The organism is Brevibacillus sp. BD137 (genome assembly GCF_041644655.1).
Lineage (GTDB): Bacteria > Bacillota > Bacilli > Brevibacillales > Brevibacillaceae > Brevibacillus > Brevibacillus brevis_D.
The window spans coordinates 234129-251372 of record NZ_JAOTNO010000001.1; the positions used below are offsets into that span (position 1 = coordinate 234129).

20 protein-coding genes and 1 riboswitch are annotated in these 17244 nt (G+C 47.9%); of the genes, 5 read left to right on the forward strand and 15 right to left on the reverse strand.

Going from position 1 to position 17244, the window contains the following annotated elements; translation table 11 throughout:
• Position 1: 1 nt before the first annotated feature.
• From ODZ53_RS01335 to ODZ53_RS01385, 11 genes are all read right to left on the reverse strand, one after another.
• The gene (locus ODZ53_RS01335; protein ID WP_173604799.1) at positions 2-1018 is read right to left on the reverse strand and encodes a beta-ketoacyl-ACP synthase III; all 1017 of its coding nucleotides are present in this window, start codon (positions 1016-1018) and stop codon (positions 2-4) included.
• Positions 1019-1023: 5 nt separating this feature from the next.
• Positions 1024-2031 (reverse strand): phosphate acyltransferase PlsX, encoded by a 1008-nt coding sequence (gene plsX / locus ODZ53_RS01340; protein WP_015891899.1) that lies wholly within the window; start codon positions 2029-2031, stop codon positions 1024-1026.
• 13 nt (positions 2032-2044) lie between these two features.
• On the reverse strand, positions 2045-2635 hold the full coding sequence (gene fapR / locus ODZ53_RS01345) for a transcription factor FapR (RefSeq protein WP_016743276.1): 591 nt from the start codon (positions 2633-2635) through the stop codon (positions 2045-2047).
• 127 nt (positions 2636-2762) lie between these two features.
• Positions 2763-3731, reverse strand: coding sequence for an ABC transporter ATP-binding protein (locus tag ODZ53_RS01350; protein WP_372675658.1), 969 nt, complete (start codon positions 3729-3731; stop codon positions 2763-2765).
• An 11-nt stretch (positions 3732-3742) separates the two neighbouring features.
• Positions 3743-4531, reverse strand: coding sequence for an ABC transporter permease (locus tag ODZ53_RS01355; RefSeq protein WP_372675659.1), 789 nt, complete (start codon positions 4529-4531; stop codon positions 3743-3745).
• Positions 4532-4535: 4 nt separating this feature from the next.
• Positions 4536-5315, reverse strand: coding sequence for an ABC transporter permease (locus ODZ53_RS01360; RefSeq protein ID WP_372675660.1), 780 nt, complete (start codon positions 5313-5315; stop codon positions 4536-4538).
• A gap of 183 nt (positions 5316-5498) precedes the next feature.
• Positions 5499-6260 (reverse strand): DeoR/GlpR family DNA-binding transcription regulator, encoded by a 762-nt coding sequence (locus tag ODZ53_RS01365; protein ID WP_372675661.1) that lies wholly within the window; start codon positions 6258-6260, stop codon positions 5499-5501.
• A gap of 151 nt (positions 6261-6411) precedes the next feature.
• Positions 6412-6582, reverse strand: a complete 171-nt coding sequence (gene rpmF, locus ODZ53_RS01370; RefSeq protein ID WP_005834357.1) for a 50S ribosomal protein L32 — start codon at positions 6580-6582, stop codon at positions 6412-6414.
• Between the two features lie 140 nt (positions 6583-6722).
• Positions 6723-7241, reverse strand: a complete 519-nt coding sequence (locus ODZ53_RS01375; protein ID WP_087346950.1) for a YceD family protein — start codon at positions 7239-7241, stop codon at positions 6723-6725.
• A gap of 84 nt (positions 7242-7325) precedes the next feature.
• Positions 7326-8393, reverse strand: a complete 1068-nt coding sequence (locus ODZ53_RS01380) for a SepM family pheromone-processing serine protease (RefSeq protein ID WP_372675662.1) — start codon at positions 8391-8393, stop codon at positions 7326-7328.
• On the reverse strand, positions 8390-9184 hold the full coding sequence (locus ODZ53_RS01385; RefSeq protein WP_015891907.1) for a patatin-like phospholipase family protein: 795 nt from the start codon (positions 9182-9184) through the stop codon (positions 8390-8392). Before ODZ53_RS01385 ends, ODZ53_RS01380 begins: the two co-directional genes overlap by 4 nt.
• Positions 9185-9331: 147 nt before the next feature.
• On the opposite strand from ODZ53_RS01385, the gene ylbJ reads away from it, so the two are divergent.
• Positions 9332-10564: a sporulation integral membrane protein YlbJ gene (ylbJ, locus tag ODZ53_RS01390; RefSeq protein ID WP_372675663.1), complete on the forward strand. Its 1233-nt coding sequence runs from the start codon at positions 9332-9334 to the stop codon at positions 10562-10564.
• Between the two features lies 1 nt (position 10565).
• Here the strand turns inward: ylbJ and coaD are convergent, their stop codons facing one another.
• Positions 10566-11045, reverse strand: a complete 480-nt coding sequence (coaD, locus tag ODZ53_RS01395; RefSeq protein ID WP_137028288.1) for a pantetheine-phosphate adenylyltransferase — start codon at positions 11043-11045, stop codon at positions 10566-10568.
• Positions 11046-11092: 47 nt separating this feature from the next.
• Positions 11093-11659, reverse strand: a complete 567-nt coding sequence (gene rsmD / locus ODZ53_RS01400; protein WP_372675664.1) for a 16S rRNA (guanine(966)-N(2))-methyltransferase RsmD — start codon at positions 11657-11659, stop codon at positions 11093-11095.
• 444 nt (positions 11660-12103) lie between these two features.
• On the opposite strand from rsmD, the gene ODZ53_RS01405 reads away from it, so the two are divergent.
• Both ODZ53_RS01405 and ku read left to right on the forward strand, forming a co-directional pair.
• A complete protein-coding gene (locus tag ODZ53_RS01405) occupies positions 12104-12247 on the forward strand; it encodes a hypothetical protein (protein ID WP_016743266.1) in 144 nt (47 codons plus the stop codon).
• A 124-nt stretch (positions 12248-12371) separates the two neighbouring features.
• A complete protein-coding gene (ku, locus tag ODZ53_RS01410) occupies positions 12372-13331 on the forward strand; it encodes a non-homologous end joining protein Ku (protein ID WP_372675665.1) in 960 nt (319 codons plus the stop codon).
• Between the two features lie 59 nt (positions 13332-13390).
• On the opposite strand, the gene ODZ53_RS01415 is transcribed toward ku, so the two are convergent.
• Complete coding sequence (locus tag ODZ53_RS01415; RefSeq protein ID WP_199929856.1) at positions 13391-14272, reverse strand: cation diffusion facilitator family transporter; 882 nt, start codon at positions 14270-14272, stop codon at positions 13391-13393.
• 246 nt (positions 14273-14518) lie between these two features.
• Positions 14519-14631, forward strand: a riboswitch (TPP riboswitch).
• A 147-nt stretch (positions 14632-14778) separates the two neighbouring features.
• Here ODZ53_RS01415 and thiC point away from each other — a divergent pair.
• Together thiC and ODZ53_RS01425 are read left to right on the forward strand one after the other, a co-directional pair.
• Positions 14779-16533, forward strand: coding sequence for a phosphomethylpyrimidine synthase ThiC (gene thiC / locus ODZ53_RS01420; RefSeq protein WP_372675666.1), 1755 nt, complete (start codon positions 14779-14781; stop codon positions 16531-16533).
• A gap of 15 nt (positions 16534-16548) precedes the next feature.
• Complete coding sequence (locus ODZ53_RS01425) at positions 16549-16719, forward strand: hypothetical protein (protein WP_173362204.1); 171 nt, start codon at positions 16549-16551, stop codon at positions 16717-16719.
• A 49-nt stretch (positions 16720-16768) separates the two neighbouring features.
• Here ODZ53_RS01425 and ODZ53_RS01430 read toward each other — a convergent pair whose 3' ends face one another.
• The gene (locus tag ODZ53_RS01430; protein WP_064200666.1) at positions 16769-17098 is read right to left on the reverse strand and encodes a DUF1904 family protein; all 330 of its coding nucleotides are present in this window, start codon (positions 17096-17098) and stop codon (positions 16769-16771) included.
• Positions 17099-17244 lie beyond the last annotated feature (146 nt).

The following is a 17244-nucleotide window of genomic DNA, read 5'->3' on the forward strand; positions in this document are numbered from 1 at the left end:
CCTACTTGCTCCCTTCTGCTGGGGTTGTGCACCACTTCAAGAGCGTCGCTCCCCAAGTCAAGCCGCCACCAAATCCAACCAGAATCAGGTTATCGCCTTCTTTTACACGACCAGCCTTTACTGCTTCATCCAGCGCTACTGGAATGGAAGCAGAAGACATGTTTCCATAGCGATCCAGGTTGATCGCAACTTTATCCTCAGACAGACCGAAACGCTGTACAGCAGAGTCGATAATGCGTTTGTTTGCCTGATGCGGCACTAACAGGTCGATCTCATCCTTCGATACGCCCGCTTTGGACAAGACAGCCTCTGTTGCAGAATTCATCACGCGAACAGCGAATTTGAAAACTTCTCCGCCTGCCATGTAGAGATAATGCAGTCCTTGTTCGACAGACTCAGCGGATGCAGGCGTTCTGGAGCCACCTGCCGGCATGCACAAGAGTGAACCGCCTGATCCATCTGCGCCGAGCTCAAAGGACTGGAAGCCGTAGCCCTCGGTAACTTCACCGATAACAGCCGCACCCGCACCGTCTCCAAACAACACACATGTATTTCGATCTTTGTAATTCGTAATTTTGGACAAGGTCTCAACGCCTACGACCAACACTTTTTTATACAAACCGTTTTGGATGAACTGAGTCGCTGTCGTAATTCCGTACAAAAAGCCTGTGCAAGCCGCGGAAAGATCCATCGCAGCCGCACGTGTAGCACCCAGCTTTTCTTGCAGCAAGCAAGCAGTAGACGGGAACGACATGTCAGGTGTTACGGTAGCGACAATGATCATATCCAGCTGTTCCGCACTGATGTTTGCTTTTTCGAGAGCAGCTTTGGCAGCCTCGTAAGCCAAGTCGGAAGAAGCTTGCTCCGGTGAGCTAATGCGGCGTTCTCTGATTCCAGTACGGGAAACAATCCACTCATCAGAGGTTTCCACCATTTTCTCTAGATCAAAGTTCGTCAATACCCGCTCCGGTGTATAAGAGCCTGTAGACAAAATCCCTACTGAACGCTTTGCACTCATCTGCTTCACTCGCTTTCTCCCAAAGTATTTTTCTGTAATGATTGCTGGATAACCTCGTTCACGTCCTGCTGAACAAACCGCGTAGCACTGACGATCGCGTTTTTCATTGCACGCTCATTTGAGGAACCGTGAGCCTTGATCACAGGGGATTTCAATCCCAGCAAGGGAGCTCCACCGTATTCCGCATAATCCATTTTCTTTTTAAAACGAACCAATCCAGGTTTCAGAATGGCCGCTCCTAGCTTATTAATCAGGCTGGAAGTAAACTCCTGCTTCAACTGCGAAAAGATTGTGGAGGCAGCACCCTCTACGGCTTTTAACAAAACATTTCCTACAAAGCCGTCGCATACGAGCACATCACAGGCTCCTTGCATAACATCGCGTGCTTCCACATTTCCTACAAAATTCAAGTCAGCTTCTTGAAGGAGAGGAAAAACAGCTTTCGTCAATTCGTTTCCTTTTCCTTCTTCCGTCCCGACATTGAGCAAGCCTACTGTCGGACGCTCAAAGCCCAACACTTTCTCAGCATACAAGCTCCCCATCACCGCGTATTGTACAAGCTGATGTGGCTTGGCATCCATATTGGCTCCGACGTCTAGCGTCAGTGTTACGCGGCCTTTTGAATTCGGGATATAGGCACAAAGCGCCGGGCGCTCGATTCCATCCATGCGTCCTGCGTAGAGCAAGCCCGCTGTCATTAAAGCGCCCGTATTTCCTGCCGAAATCATCGCGTCGACTTTTTTCTCGCGCGCCATCTCAACTGCTACGACCAGCGAAGAATTTTTCTTACGCCGAACAGCTCGAACCGGTTCATCATCTGGCAAAATCACTTCCGCTGCAGGAACGATTTCAATGTTTGCCGGAATATCCTGCGGCAAATGGTTCCGAATAGCCTGTTCATCTCCCACCAATACAACTGTAATGGCCGGGTTTTCCTTGATGGCAGCAAGCGCCCCTAATACGGTACTCTTCGGTGCGTGATCGCCGCCCATCGCATCCACTGCAATTCGCAACCGTGATTCCTCCTTACTCCTCATCCATGCTGTTATGGTAGCTCGACATTTCAACTACCCGGAAGGTTGCGGTAAAGACCAGTTCACCTTGGACCTTCGTCTCTACGCGCACCTTGCATTCGTCGCCGTTACGGCTTCTCACCACTGCTTTGGCAACCAGCTTTTCCCCTGTTCGTACAGGACGGACAAAGCGGATCCTCGCCGTAGCTGTCAACGCTACGTCTGCGTTAATTACTGCTACTGCCAACGAGTTGGCCTGAGCAAATATATAATGCCCTCTGGCAATTTGTGTTTTGGAGAAAACGTGTTCTTCTTTTATTTCCAATACGGAAATAGCCTGTGAATCAAGCTGTAAATCAACCATTTCACCTATGATTTCATCGATGCCCAATGATTTTACAGGATCAAGACTTTTCTCTGCGACTGTCTTGATACGCTCACGCAGCTCCGGTATTCCTAATTCCAGTCGGTCTAAACGTATGGTTTGAATACTGACATGAAATAACTCAGCCAGATCTTCGTCCGTCGCAAATGGGTTATCCGCCAGATACTGCACCAAGCGAGACTGGCGATCTTTTTTTGGCAAGCGGGCGATGCCGAACACCCCCTTAAGCAGGATTCAGTTGTACTATGTATGATTGCGATCTGTTTTTAATACCTGGTACCAAAACACAGTATAAGGGAGAAGATGTGGAATTACAAGTATGGATCGCGAAATTAGGTAGCCGTCCCTACCGATAAATGAGACGAATGATCTCCTCAATCCCCGGTTCTTTCATCTGGATGTCCAAAGGTTCACCCCACCCCGCCACTTCAGCAAGGATTCTCGGCGAAGAAATTTTTCCTTTGTCGAAGTAAATCGAGAGTACGTTCTCTGAAAGCTCCATCCGCTCGATTCCCTCTAGGTCGTAAAGCTTTTTGGGCGGTTGTCGAAATTCAATTCGTATGAGGCTTGGCAGCCCTATCTGTTGCCGCAATTCAGTCAAGCTCGTATCCATCATCTTTTTGCCATGATTAATCACGATAATCCGGTTACAGAGTTGTTCAATATCGTCCATATCATGAGTTGTCAATAGAATGGTCTTCTTCTGGGTCTGATTCACTTCCTTCAAAAAAGCTCTGATGCGCGTCTTCGCAACCACATCCAACCCAATCGTAGGCTCGTCTAAAAACAGGACAGGCGGATCATGCAGCAGTGCCGCCGCTAAATCAGCTCTCATCCTTTGACCCAACGACAACTTACGCACTGGCGTATCAAGGAATTCATGGAGGTCCAGCAGTTCCTGATACAGCTCCATCGATCGCTGATATGATTTGTCGTCAATCTTGTACATCGCTTGCAAAATTTCGAAGGAATCTCTGACTGGCAAATCCCACCACAGTTGTGTTCGCTGTCCGAACACCACTCCGATCTGTGAGGCTACTTGAATTCTTTCCCGCTGTGGACTATATCCGCCTATTCGTATTTCCCCCTGACTGGGATGAAGAATTCCTGCCAGCATTTTGATTGTCGTCGATTTTCCTGCGCCATTCGGCCCGATATATCCTACGAACTCGCCTCTGCCAATGGAAAAGGAGATATCATGGACGGCTTTGACTTCCCTTCGTTCACGAGAAAAGAGTGTTCGTAGAGAAGCAAAGCGCCCCTCTTTGGCTTGATTCAGGAAAAATGATTTTTCGATGTGCTTTGCTTCAATCATGTTACCCCTCCTTAGCTCCCTGTACTATGGTAGTGTCGAATCCCGACATTCCACAGCATACGAGCGAAATAAAAAGCAAACGCTGCGGCTACCGGGGTGAGTATTGGATAAAACCATTCGCCCCCTTTGCCCAAAAGCGTCAACATTGGCAAATAATTCATGTACGCGATCGGTATCGCTGAGAAAAACAGCCATTTGAGCCAGTTAGGATATAGCCCGACCGGATAATTGCAAGCATTGGCTGGCGCATAAATGGTGAAGGTCAGCATGTCTTTCATCTGATGCGTCCAAAAAGCGACCCCAGCCGTAGCAAGTCCAATCGAGAAATAAATCACGCCGCCAGACAAAATAGCAACCGGTGAGAATAGCACCAACCCTATGATCGATTTCCCGTCACCGGCAAGACCCGACAAGGAGATGACCAAAACAGACACCCCTTGTACCAACCCTCCCACTCTCGACAAATCAAGATTGCGTGTCAATAGCAGAAGCAAAGGCGAAACAGGACGGATGAGCAATTGATCGAGCTCCCCTTGTACGATGTACTTCTCAAAGTCGTTAATTTCCGGGGCAAACAGCCGATACAAGGAGACAGATGCCGAGGAAATCCCATAAAGCATCCCAACCTCGTAAATATTCCAGCCGACCACATCGTGAAATCGATACAAAATCGCAGAGAGAATAATAAAATCAAGCACCATAATCATTCCGGTCGTGGCAGCGCTCGTGACAAAATTTATCTTGTATTGCATTTGCGAGCGAATGCTGGCCGCAATCAGTTTGCGATAGAGGGCAAACATGTGGTTATCCTCCTTGAATTTCTAGCTTTCTTCTTGCCAAGTTCGTCACCAATAAAGCAACTGCCGTTAAAACGAGTGCCCAGCCGGCTTGTACAAGCATGCCATAAGGAGGTGCAAGCTCTAGCAAAGTCATGACCGGATAATAAATCATTGCCGAAAAGGGCAAATAAGGCGCTACCTTTCCAATGACCCCGGGCATCAAGTCTATCGGAATCATTTGTCCGCCTAACCCAAAGATCAATGACAAAAGGATGAGGTGTACCCAGCGAATTTCTGTCGTCCAGAAGGAAGAAATGCCCGCGAGATAGAAGAGCAGCATGCCTATGTACGTTCCTAGCAGAAGCGAGAGGATAAACCAGAAGTAAGTAAACGGCTGGGAGGGAAAAAAGAAGCCCACTGCTAATCCTAGCAGCAAGCCAATCGGAACACTTCGGTAACAAGCGTTGTACAGAAGTCGTCCAAACTCCTGGCTGAGCATGTACCAGAGATAGTGAACAGGCTTGATCATATCCAGACTGACAGCCCCGCTTCTAACCGCGATTTGCACATTCAGACCTGGGGACAAAAATGTTGTCATCCAGAGAACACTTTGACAAATCGCGATGTAAAACCCCATCGTTTTGACATCATAGGGGCCGTAAACTTGTTTTCCAGAAAGGACCCCCGTCCAAATGGCAATAAAAACAAGCCCAAAAATCGAGCTTGCGACATTGTTGACGACATGCGATAAACGATACTGAAGATTTCGACGATAACTCTTGCGAATAATCCGCCAATAAACCATAAAACCCTCCTCTTGGAAAAGTCAGGATTACCAGAATAGCAGGGGCCGTACACAAATGCAAGAAAAAAGAAAGAGCCCTTCCCATTTGAAGGACTCTCCCTGATAAATCCATATGCTGTCACGCTGGTCACCCATTCACGCCAGCCAAATGGAACTTATCCTCTTTTTTATGGATCAATAGCTTCATGTGGAAGCTACAATCACCTCTACATCGTTGGCGTGCAAAGCATCTGCTATTTCCTTTTCGGGCAGCTTATCGGTCACGATAATATCGATCTGGTCAAAACCTGCAACGCGATACAGCATGCTTTTTCCAAACTTGGTATGGTCAGTGAGTATGATCACCTGATCGGCCCGCTTGATCATTTCTTTAATCAGAAAGCCGTGATCCTCCTGCGTGGACATGAGCCCTTCCTTTGTAAGACCGCATGCACCAACCAGTACTTTATCGACATGAAAATCAGCGAGGTTTTGAATCACACGTGTACCGAGCACACATTGATCCTCTGCATGTACATCTCCGCCCAATAGCTTGACAAGAACGCCTTCTTTTCGGGACATACTGGCGGCAGTCGCTAATGAATTCGTAATGATGACATGGTCGCGGGTCTGTATCGATTCCACTGCGAGCTGAACAGTTGTGGAAGCATCGAGTAGCATGTAATCGCCGTCTTTGATCAGACGAGCAGCCGCTGTCGCAATACTGCGCTTTCCTGTCAAATCAAGCTGCATTCGTTCCTGATGGGAGTAGTTCTTTTTGTTGAGGCTGGGCAGTACCGCTCCTCCCCTGGTCCGCAGGATTTGCCCCTGCTCCTCCAGCTTGACAATATCACGCCTCGCTGTGTCACGGGAAACACCAAACTGCTCAACTACATCCTGCACACTGATACGCTGGTGCTCCTGCAAATACGCAAGAATTGCAGCGAGCCTCTCCTCTTGAAACACGAAGCCTCAACCCCATCCTTATCTTGCCTTCATTATAAGTCATTTAAGCAAAAGTTACAAGCGATAATAAGCATTTATAAGTAATCATAAGTAATAAGAAGGAACAAAAAAAGCAAGGCGATTTCTCACCTTGCTTTCTTAGCAGCGAATATTACTTCGCTACTTTCACGCCTTTGTAGTGACCGCAGCTTGGGCAAACACGATGCGCAAGCTTGTATTCGCTACAATTATCGCATTTGATCATGCCTGGAATCTCTAATTTGAAGTGCGTACGACGCATTCTTTTACGGGTTTTGGAAGTTCTCCGTTGAGGTACTGCCATCTTCCTTACACCTCCTTCAACTGACAAATGCTAAGAAGCTCTATTGGGTGGACAGTATAGGCAAAATGCTTATGCCATCCTTCAAAAATGAGACGCTGCCACGAATGGTCGGCGAATCATCTTGAATACAGTAAGAATACTTATTTGCTGTCTTTGAAAAAGTCAGCCAACCCAGCCAATCGCGGGTCAACACGCTCATTCTTGCAGCTGCATGCCACTTCATTACGATTCACACCGCAAGTCGGGCACAGACCTTTACAATCCTCCTCGCAAAGCGGGAAGGTCGGCATAGCCAGTAAGAAATCCTCTTGAAGCAGTGAGTCCAGCTCGATTTCATCGCCTTCCAGAGGAAGGATATCGCTGTCCTCGTCGTCTTGCAGGATCGGATCATCCGCAAGCGCAAATGTTTCAGAGAAATCTACTGTTGCCTGATCGACAAAAGGATTCAAGCATCTCGCGCAGACAAAATTCACATCTGCCTTCATGCTTCCTTTTACGTAATAGAGATTGCCCAGCTGTACAGCTTCACCACTCGCAGTCACAGGAGTAATCCCACGAATCTCATGATGGCGCTTCTTCAGCTCATCTGCATCCAGAGTTACCTGGAATGGCAACGGCTCTCCTTTTCGGTGCTCTAACTCTGCTAACTTAATGTTCATAGCATTTCACCTCATGCACAACAAAGATGATTATAGACCCTGCCCAAAGCTTTGTCAACCATTTTTGCTTGACAGCTAGTTTACTCAGGTAGATTTCGGTTTTTGACCATTCAAGTACGTAATCGCTTCTTCTACCGTCTTGATCGGAATCACTTTCATTGAAGTTCCAATCCGCTTGGCAGTTGCTAACGCCTCCTCGTAATTGGAGCTCGTATCTGGCGTATCCTGTGGAGCAAAGAAGATCTCTGCACCCGCTTTGTCCGCTGCGATTACCTTTAAATTAATGCCACCGATCCTGCCTACTTTTCCGTCTAACGAAATCGTGCCTGTTCCTGCAATTTTATAGCCTTTTGTCAAATCCGTCTCCGTATTTAACTGGTCATAAATCTCCAGCGTCATCATCAATCCCGCAGAAGGACCACCAATCCCTTGAGAGGCAATGGTTACTTCTTTTGGAATGATGATTTCCTGTTTGTTGTCAGGGCGTACACCAATTCCAACTGACTTGGATTCAGGTAGTGGTTCCAAGGTTAACATCGTTTTGGCCTCTTGTCCATCTCTTGTGTACGTAATTTCGACTTGATCGCCTGCTTTTTTTGCAGAGAGGGCTGTCAGCAAATCTTTTGCCTCAGATGTGCGAACCCCGTCTACATACGTAATGACATCTCCGATTTGCAGCGTTTTATGGGCAGGGAAGCCTTCCAAGGTACCCATCACCCACACGCCCTGCTTTTCGATTTTCACTTCGAAACCAGCAAGACGGAATGCGACTGCCTCCGCAATTTTTTGTGAATGGTCCATGACTGCTTGTTCTCGACGGATAAAATCTTCGCTGTCCTCGCCCTTGCTGACAACCAGTTCCTTGGGTAACAGCTCAACATCCTGCGCCATTTTTGCATACCAATACCACGGCAAATTCGCTTCGCCCATTCGAACTGTCGTTAGCATGAAGGAGCCAGTCTCGTCCTTCTTGCCGCCTTCCACTTGAATCATCGGCCCCAACTCAATCGCTGAACCCGGACGACTCACGTAATAATTCGTCGGTACAAAAAAAGAAATACCCAACAAGACAAAAACCAAGGCAAGTATCCAGCTAAAGCCTCTGGTTCCTGAAGATCTGCGTCTGTTGGCATAAAGCTGTTCCTCACTCATTCTTGTGCCTCCCAATTTGCAATTCGTTCCTGAATGCGTTCGATATGTTCAGTACCCGCACGTTCGCCTAGCTCGATTATTTCTTCGACACCCGTGTATGCGATACTGCTATAGTGTCCAACATCCGGCCTGATTACGATGTCTGCCGCAATGATTCGATGTCGCAGAATTTCCCTTTCCATGACATCAATGGTTTGGGCGATGACATCAAAAATACTTTTGACCTCCACCCGCGTATCGAATTGGGCGACATCTACCGCAATCACGATATCGGCACCCATTTCACGCAGTACTGTCACAGGTACACGATCAATGACTCCTCCGTCGACTAAAAGCCTCCCCCCTACTTTTTCAGGGACGAAGATGCCTGGAATGGATATGCTCGCTCTCACTGCTTGATCAATTGGGCCTTCCCGAAATACCACTCTCTCCCCTGTTTCAATATCCGTCGCCACAATAGCAAGCGGCTTGTTCAGCTCTTCCAAGCGCTTCCCGTGTGTTAACAGGCGAATCAATTGCTTGATCTTTTCCCCCGTAACAAAGCCCATGCTAGGTACAGTTAAATCGAGCCAATGCTTGCGTTTTAAATTCATGGCAAGCTTTCCCATCATGCTCGGTTCAATCCCGTTGGCATAGACGGCCCCAATCAGACTGCCCATACTGGAGCCAGCCAGCATGTCAATCTGGATACCATGTGCTTCTAACGCATTCAATACACCAATATGTGCAAAACCGCGAGCACCCCCAGAACCCAGGGCTACACCCACGATTGGTTTACGCTTTGTCTGCATGGAAAAACCCCTCCCTGTAACCAGCCTATGTGGTAAATCGCTGAACCTTTCACACTTGGGAGAGATTCGTCGACCAAGCTTACGCATAGTTCTCCCGCCTGCCACGTAGACATGTACTACTACTTTTCTTCGATTCAGGAGGAATCCATGTCACGCCACTCACCCGTACTTACCTTGTTGCTCGCCATCTCGACCGTTTTCATTGTTATTGCATTGATTGCTTACTCGCAGATATCTTTTGAAGCTGCCGTACGCGGTCTAAAGATATGGTGGGAGGTAGTTTTTCCCTCTACCCTCCCCTTTATTGTGCTGTCTGAGGTGTTGATGGGTCTGGGCGTCGTCCATTTCGTCGGCGTGTTACTGGAGCCATTGATGCGCCCACTGTTTAACGTTCCGGGTACTGGCGGGTTCGTACTGGCTATGGGCTTCTCGTCCGGCTATCCGGTAGCCGCAAAGCTGACTACACGCCTTCGTCTGCAAGGCAATGTGACGAAGGCTGAGGGTGAACGTCTCGTCTCTTTTACAACAACAGGAGACCCCTTATTCGTCATGGGAGCAGTGGCAATCGGCTTTTTCCACAGCGAGCAAATGGGCGTCATTTTAGCCCTGACTCATTATTTGTCAGCTATGCTCATGGGCGTAATCTATCGTTTTCATGCACCTTTTGCGATTACTTCAGCCCCATTGGAGAAAAATTCACTACCTCTTCCTTTACGAGCCTTGCAAGCGATGCATCGGGCACGTATCCGCGATCGTCGTCCGTTCGGAAAATTAATGGGAGAAGCCGTGCAATCCGCTCTGAATACACTGCTTATGATCGGTGGCTTCATCATTGTTTTCTCGGTATTAATCCAACTTTTCTCCACGATTCATCTGACGCAAATCATCAGTACACTTCTCTCGATTTTTCTTGGTCCCTTTGGTTTTCCACCAGCCTTCTCCCAAGCAATCGTGGCTGGATTGTTCGAAGTAACCCTTGGCGCACAGGCAGCGAGCATTGTGCCTAATGATGTTTCCTTGGTCTGGAAAGCGGCCATTGCCAGCGCGATATTGTCTTGGGGCGGTCTGAGTGTTCATGCACAGGTCGCAAGTATCTTGAGTGAAACGGATATTCGTGTCGCCCCTTACTTGATTGCCAGATCCCTGCATGCATTGCTAGCTGCAATTTTGACCTTTGTCCTTTGGGGGCCACTTGCCACAGTCAGTTCCTGGTTCGTGGAGAAAGCCGTCCCTGTATTTGTGCATGCGAAATCTGAGATTCCTGCGACGAGTTGGTGGGAGACCTTCCTATTATCAGGGGGACTCGCCATCGGCGTCGGTGCGATTCTGTTGTGTACCAGCCTAACTCTTTCGCACATGAACCGCAGCAAGACGCGATAATCTACTCGGCCATTTTTCGCTTCAGTGCCTCTTCTACGATCGGCGGCACTAAATCGGCGACACTCGCCTTGTACTTCGCAACTTCCTTTACAATACTTGAGCTCAAGTATGAATATTGATTGTTCGTCATCATGAAAAACGTTTCAATATTTTCGTCGAGCTTTTTATTAATCGAGGCGACTTGCATCTCATATTCAAAATCAGAAACAGCACGAAGGCCACGAATGATCACCTGTGCGCCCTTTTTGTTCATATAGTCAATTAACAAGCCGTCAAAAGAGTCCACTTCTACATTTTTCATGTCAGCCGTTGCCTGACGAAGCAATTCGACACGCTCTTCTACGCTGAACAATGAGTTTTTCTTTGAATTGATCAAGACGGCGACAATGACCTTATCAAAAACGTTGGCACCCCGCGCAATAATGTCGAGATGCCCATAAGTAACAGGGTCAAAGCTTCCTGAACATACGGCAATTGCCATAGCGGGTTATCCTCCCTTCGTGCTCTTTTCGCACCTTGATTTAAAAGTTAGACGTGTGGCTCCAAATCGTAATAATACAGGGTAACGGCCGTATCCCCATACTTTGCCGCTCGATCCTTCACACAATGACCAATCGCATCCGGAAAGGAGTCTGCGATATCATGCTCAGCCACGATCCACGCTCCGTCTGCCAACATTCCCAGCTCCTGCAACATCTCAATTTCTTCTACGATCTTTTGCTGGGCGTATGGCGGGTCCAAAAAGACGAGGTCAAATTTTTGATTGCGGGTACTCAGTGTGCGAATAGCTCGCTCCGCATCCATTCGATATAGCTCGGCATAATCGTCTAGCCTGCAAGTGCTGACGTTTTCCTTTACCACGGCAAATGCTTTTTGATCTCGCTCCACGAAAACAGCTCGATCCGCGCCCCTACTCAATGCCTCGATCCCGAGACCACCTGTTCCTGCGTATAGGTCCAATGCCCATCCGCCATCGAAATACGGGCCAATCATATTAAAAATCGATTCTTTGACTTTATCGGTTGTCGGTCTGGTTCCTTTTCCCGGAACTGCTGCCAACCGTCTTCCTCTGTGTTCTCCAGCGATGACTCGCATACTCATTTCACCTGTCTGCTTTCCTAATATGTATGTTTTAAGACGCGATTTTCTAAGACTGAGAATGATATCATACTATCACAACTGCATACACCCGTAAAATTAGCAACTGGAAAAATTTATCGCAAGAAAGGTATATAACCCCATTCAATTGGAAAAGATGTTGAATAGCGACGCAACGGTGTCGCTGACAACCGCGGAGAAGACTTACGTTTCCCCATAAGCTCTTCCTCCGGTTTCTCCTCTCCCATAATTGAAAGGCTGTTCACTTAGGCGCACGACGTGTCTGATAGGAGCATTTCGTGCCATCGCTCCCTTCACCGGGAGGAGTTGAACGGTCGCCCCTCGTCATTTGGCGATGGGGTATTTTTTTGTGTCCAGCACATACTACATATACCTGCAACACCTTCTTCATGTAGCTTGCCTGAAAGGAGTGAGTCATTCATGGCAGAAAAGCGACCGTCCGCACAAAAGCTGAAGGCGTCCAAAGCCCAGTCCATTGCAGACCGCACAGGCAAAGACGTCGAGCTGGCGCGTGACATGCAATCGCGTGCAGATCAATCGGACATCGTCAAACACGGACAGTAGCTGCATACAATAGCCAGCCGCATCGAATCGGCTGGCTTTTTACTTTTCCACCTTCAATTCCCTCGGCACTTCTTTTAAGCGGATACAGATACTATACAAAAATAACTGTGAAGGAGGTATCCGCATGCATACGGTGTGGAAGGGCTCAATCAGCTTCGGCCTCGTCAATATACCTGTTCGTATGTTTACTGCAACGGAAGAGCGCGATATTCGCTTTCGTCAACTGCATAAAGAGTGCAATACCCCGATCAAGTACACGAAAATGTGCCCGCACTGTCAACGCGAGGTCGATACGAGCGAAATCGTCCGTGGCTTCGAATACGAAAAAGGACATTTTGTCATGATCGACGATGACGATCTGGAAGCCATTACGCCAGAAACACGCAGAGCCATTGAAATTATCGACTTCGTAGACTTGTCGGAGGTCGATCCCGTTTATTTTCATAAGAGCTATTTCCTATCTCCACAGGACACTGGCGAAAAAGCATACGCCTTGCTGCGATCCGCTATGGAACAGACAGGAAAAATCGGCGTTGCACAGGTGACGATGCGCAATCGGCAAAGCCTGGCTGTTATCCGACTGTATGAACATTGCATCATGCTGGAGACGATCTTCTATCCAGATGAGGTGCGTCCCGTCAGTCAAGTACCTGCCTTGCCTGAAGCCACTGTACAGTTGGCCGAAAACGAACTGAAGATGGCAACTGAGCTCATTAGCAATATGACGATCCCTTTTGATCCGGCAAAATATACCGATGAATATCGATCCGACCTGCAAAAACTGATTGAGAAAAAATTGGAGGGTCAGGAGATCGCCACTGCACCTACCGTGGCAAGAACCAATGTTATCGATCTCATGCAGGCCCTAAAAGAAAGCTTGGAATCTACAGCTGGTCAAGCCACTATGCCTATAAAAATCGAGCCAGAACCAACCCCGTCAAAGCCTGCGCGAAAACGCACCACCGCTGCCTCCTCGTCCGAAAAAGAGCAGGCATCGAAAAAGGCGGCACCAGCCAGTCCGAAAAAGACTACGACTACTTCTACAACCAAAACACTCCGCAAAAAGAAGGCTACTTCTGGTTAGCTGCATACAAAAAAACCTGCCCACACTGGACAGGTTTTTTTGTATTCCCAGGACGGAATCTAGCTAGGCGCCATTTTTCTACACGGTTCAATATGGATATGAACGGCGTTAATGCGGTGAATCTTGCGCATCTGTTCTTCAATTTTTTCGGTGATGGTGTGACTCTCCACCACATTCAGACCTGGATCTACATGAATCACAACATCAACCAGCACGCTGCTTCCATGGTAGCGGGCTTTGATGTCACTGATATCCCTAACCCCTGAAATCGAGGAAATCGTAGCCCGCAGGTCCGCAAGCTCGCTCTCGTCAAACCCATCTGTCAAACGGTGGGTTGCTTCCCTGAAAATGTCCCACGCAGTCTTCAAAATGATGAGACCAACAACAAAAGCAGCTAACGGATCGAGCCAATGCAATTGAAACTGTGCGCCAGCCACCCCGATAAACGTCCCGATACTGACGAATGCGTCTGAACGGTTGTCAGCGGCTGCCGCATCTAGTGCTTGGCTGTTTGTTTTGATAGCAAGCTTTTTATTGTAGCGATAGACGAAAAGCATAATGACCGCAGTCGCAAGTGCTGTCCACCCTGCCAACAGGTCAGGAGCTGAATTTTTCGGGTCAAACAAGGATGGTACAGCATTCGTAATAACCTGAACTCCGACAAATAGCATAATAAATGATGCGACAAGTGCTGAAATCGTCTCGGCCCGGAAATGGCCATACGGGTGATCTTTATCAGGTGGTTTCCTTGCAATACGCAGCCCGATCAAAACAGCAATCGATGCGACAACATCTGTTGAGTTGTTAAGACCGTCGGCCATTAAAGCTTCTGACGCAGTGACATACGCAACTCCTATTTTTAATACAGAGCAGAAAATGTAGGCGAAAATACTCACCCACGCTCCACGTTCTCCTTGTTTTAGATCCGAATAAACATCCATACCTCATCACCTCAAAATACTTCTCCATCCTGCTTCGACAACGATGAATATCAAAGCGCTGGAAGCAGTTGCTTTTTTTCGAACTTCATCGTAACAGATCGGAATCATGTGGGTCTACAGAAACAGTTTTAGTCCGATTCACGAGAATAGGGGGGAGGAAAATGTGTTGCACACCTGCAATTTCCTTCTGGAAAATTTCCCTTGAATTTAAATGGACTTCCCGTTATCCTATTCTTGCAATCCAAAATAAAAAAGCACGGGAGCTTGGGATTCACCAGGCTGAGAGGATGGTACTGTGCCATCGACCGTTGAACCTGAACTGGGTAATGCCAGCGGAGGAATGTCATATACGACACGAAAAGTTACGCGTATCTTTAGGATACCCGTTTCTTCTCTACTCTCGCGTTGGCGTCGCATATTGTTTATGCGGCGCTTTTTCGCGGAAGTTTCTTTCGCCTCCCTAAACGGTTCTCACTTTCGTGCAACCAAAACAAGGAGGTTTTTTTATGTCATTGGTGTCATCTTTTCCAGGCAGTCGCAAAGTATACGAAACAGGTAGTCGTGCGGACATCCGTGTCCCGATGCGCGAGATTTCCCTTCATCCTACCGAAGGATTGTCTGGCTCCACACCCAATCCTCCTCTTCGCGTGTACGATACGAGTGGCGAGTATACCGCAACGGGTTACGTTCCTGACATTCAAGCCGGACTGCCCTCCATTCGCCATCAGTGGATCGATGAGCGAAATGATGCGGAAACGTATGTCGGTCGCGAACCACAACTAGTCGACGACGGAATCCGAAATGAAGAAAAGGCTGCCACCCTCCCCACTTTCCCTCGAGAGGACTACAAACCAAAACGGGCAAAGCCAGGCAAAAATGTTACCCAGCTTCATTATGCCCGAAAAAATATCATCACACCGGAAATGGAATACGTTGCCATTCGCGAGGGTGTCTCCCCTGAATTTGTACGGGCAGAAATCGCCGCTGGACGTGCGATCCTTCCTTCTAACGTCAATCACCCGGAAAGCGAGCCGATGATCATTGGCCGCAACTTTCATGTCAAAATCAATGCCAACATCGGAACGTCAGCCGTCAGCTCTTCGATGGAAGAAGAGGTCGAAAAAATGATTTGGTCTGTTCGTTGGGGTGCCGACACCATTATGGACCTCTCGACGGGAAAACATATACATACCACGCGGGAGTGGATTATCCGCAACAGCCCCGTTCCAATCGGAACTGTCCCGATTTATCAAGCACTTGAAAAAGTAAATGGGAAAGCCGAGGATTTGACATGGGAGGTTTACCGAGACACCTTGATTGAGCAGGCGGAACAAGGCGTCGATTACTTCACGATTCATGCTGGCGTTCTTTTGCGCTACATCCCCATGACAGCTAACCGTGTTACCGGCATCGTTTCACGCGGTGGGTCCATTTTGGCCGCATGGTGCCTGGCCCATCATGAGGAAAACTTTTTGTATACGCATTTCGCTGAAATTTGTGAAATTCTGAAGGCCTATGACATTTGTGTATCCCTCGGGGATGGACTGCGTCCTGGCTCTATCGCGGATGCGAATGACGAGGCACAGTTCGCGGAGCTTGAAACATTGGGAGAACTCACAAAAATTGCGTGGGAACACGACGTACAGGTCATGATTGAAGGCCCCGGTCACGTCCCGATACATCTTATTCGCGAAAATATGGATAAACAGTTATCTATTTGCCATGAAGCCCCTTTTTACACACTTGGACCACTCACGACAGACATTGCACCCGGCTATGACCACATTACTTCAGCGATTGGCGCTGCCATGATTGGATGGTTCGGAACAGCGATGCTCTGCTACGTAACGCCCAAGGAGCATCTCGGCCTTCCTAATAAGGAGGATGTCCGCAACGGTTTAATCGCATACAAAATCGCAGCGCATGCCGCTGATCTCGCAAAAGGACATCCGCGGGCAAAACAGCGAGACGACGCTTTATCCAAAGCTCGTTTTGATTTTCGCTGGAACGATCAATTCAATTTGTCCCTGGACCCAGAGCGCGCCCGCGAATATCACGATGAAACGTTGCCAGCAGAAGCCGCCAAATCCGCCCATTTTTGTTCCATGTGCGGGCCTAAATTTTGTAGCATGAAAATATCGCACGACATTCGTCACATTGCTAATGAACAAGGATCTGCCCAAGATCCCGCCATTCTTGAAGGGATGCAGGAAAAATCGCGTGAGTTCCGCGAACAAGGAAGCCGTTTGTACCAGTCGTAATTAAGGGGGATGCCTATGGAGGAAGCCAGTCGTTTACGCGAGAAGATCATTCGACTAGAGGCTGAGCTAGAGCAATTTAAACAACAATTGCGGCTCATTCAACAAGACTGTAGCCACGTCTATATCGAAACTCCACTTACGCGAACATGCTCCAAGTGTCTGCAATCCGAAAGCCTCTATTATTAATAGAAAAAGGTCGAAATCCTTTCTGGAGGATCTCGACCTTTTTTCTTGCTTATTTCGCTATCCCGACCTGCAACGGAAGTCCTTCCTTATAATAGAGAGTAGGCGATAGCAGGATGAAGAAAATATGGACATGCAAAAAGCCTTGCTTCTTCAAAATGCCGTGTACGGCGCTTGCAATCGCATCATGTTGCTTTTGTTCGCGGGGGAACATCATGATCTCTACAGACAAAGGACTGTTTGTTAGTTGCTCTACCTGAAGCAGCTCCAATTTCACCTTTTCCTGAGCGACTTCAGCATTTTTGGAAAACTCTTCTATAAGAATCTGAGAAATGGGCTCTATGTCTTGCTTCGCAAAGCCTTTAAACCGAAGAAACGGCAAGTCAATTCCTTCTTTCGTAAATGAGTTCGCACAGTCATTATAAACAAGTCTCTAATCGTATATCAATGAAAAAAGGATTAAAGAAAGTGAACAACTAACATTCCCACCTGGAGCAAGAGACGCAAAGAGGGCCATATCAGAGAGCA

Bases quoted from the DNA above. Each gene is read 5' to 3' on its own strand.
- ODZ53_RS01335 (WP_173604799.1), bottom strand. From the start codon at position 1,018: ATGAGTGCAAAGCGTTCAGTAGGGATTTTGTCTACAGGCTCTTATACA.
- ODZ53_RS01350 (WP_372675658.1), bottom strand. From the start codon at position 3,731: ATGATTGAAGCAAAGCACATCGAAAAATCATTTTTCCTGAATCAAGCC.
- ODZ53_RS01355 (WP_372675659.1), bottom strand. From the start codon at position 4,531: ATGTTTGCCCTCTATCGCAAACTGATTGCGGCCAGCATTCGCTCGCAA.
- ODZ53_RS01360 (WP_372675660.1), bottom strand. From the start codon at position 5,315: ATGGTTTATTGGCGGATTATTCGCAAGAGTTATCGTCGAAATCTTCAG.
- rpmF (WP_005834357.1), bottom strand. From the start codon at position 6,582: ATGGCAGTACCTCAACGGAGAACTTCCAAAACCCGTAAAAGAATGCGT.
- ODZ53_RS01375 (WP_087346950.1), bottom strand. From the start codon at position 7,241: ATGAACATTAAGTTAGCAGAGTTAGAGCACCGAAAAGGAGAGCCGTTG.
- ODZ53_RS01380 (WP_372675662.1), bottom strand. From the start codon at position 8,393: ATGAGTGAGGAACAGCTTTATGCCAACAGACGCAGATCTTCAGGAACC.
- ODZ53_RS01385 (WP_015891907.1), bottom strand. From the start codon at position 9,184: ATGCAGACAAAGCGTAAACCAATCGTGGGTGTAGCCCTGGGTTCTGGG.
- ylbJ (WP_372675663.1), top strand. From the start codon at position 9,332: ATGTCACGCCACTCACCCGTACTTACCTTGTTGCTCGCCATCTCGACC.
- coaD (WP_137028288.1), bottom strand. From the start codon at position 11,045: ATGGCAATTGCCGTATGTTCAGGAAGCTTTGACCCTGTTACTTATGGG.
- rsmD (WP_372675664.1), bottom strand. From the start codon at position 11,659: ATGCGAGTCATCGCTGGAGAACACAGAGGAAGACGGTTGGCAGCAGTT.
- ODZ53_RS01405 (WP_016743266.1), top strand. From the start codon at position 12,104: ATGGCAGAAAAGCGACCGTCCGCACAAAAGCTGAAGGCGTCCAAAGCC.
- ku (WP_372675665.1), top strand. From the start codon at position 12,372: ATGCATACGGTGTGGAAGGGCTCAATCAGCTTCGGCCTCGTCAATATA.
- ODZ53_RS01415 (WP_199929856.1), bottom strand. From the start codon at position 14,272: ATGGATGTTTATTCGGATCTAAAACAAGGAGAACGTGGAGCGTGGGTG.
- thiC (WP_372675666.1), top strand. From the start codon at position 14,779: ATGTCATTGGTGTCATCTTTTCCAGGCAGTCGCAAAGTATACGAAACA.
- ODZ53_RS01425 (WP_173362204.1), top strand. From the start codon at position 16,549: ATGGAGGAAGCCAGTCGTTTACGCGAGAAGATCATTCGACTAGAGGCT.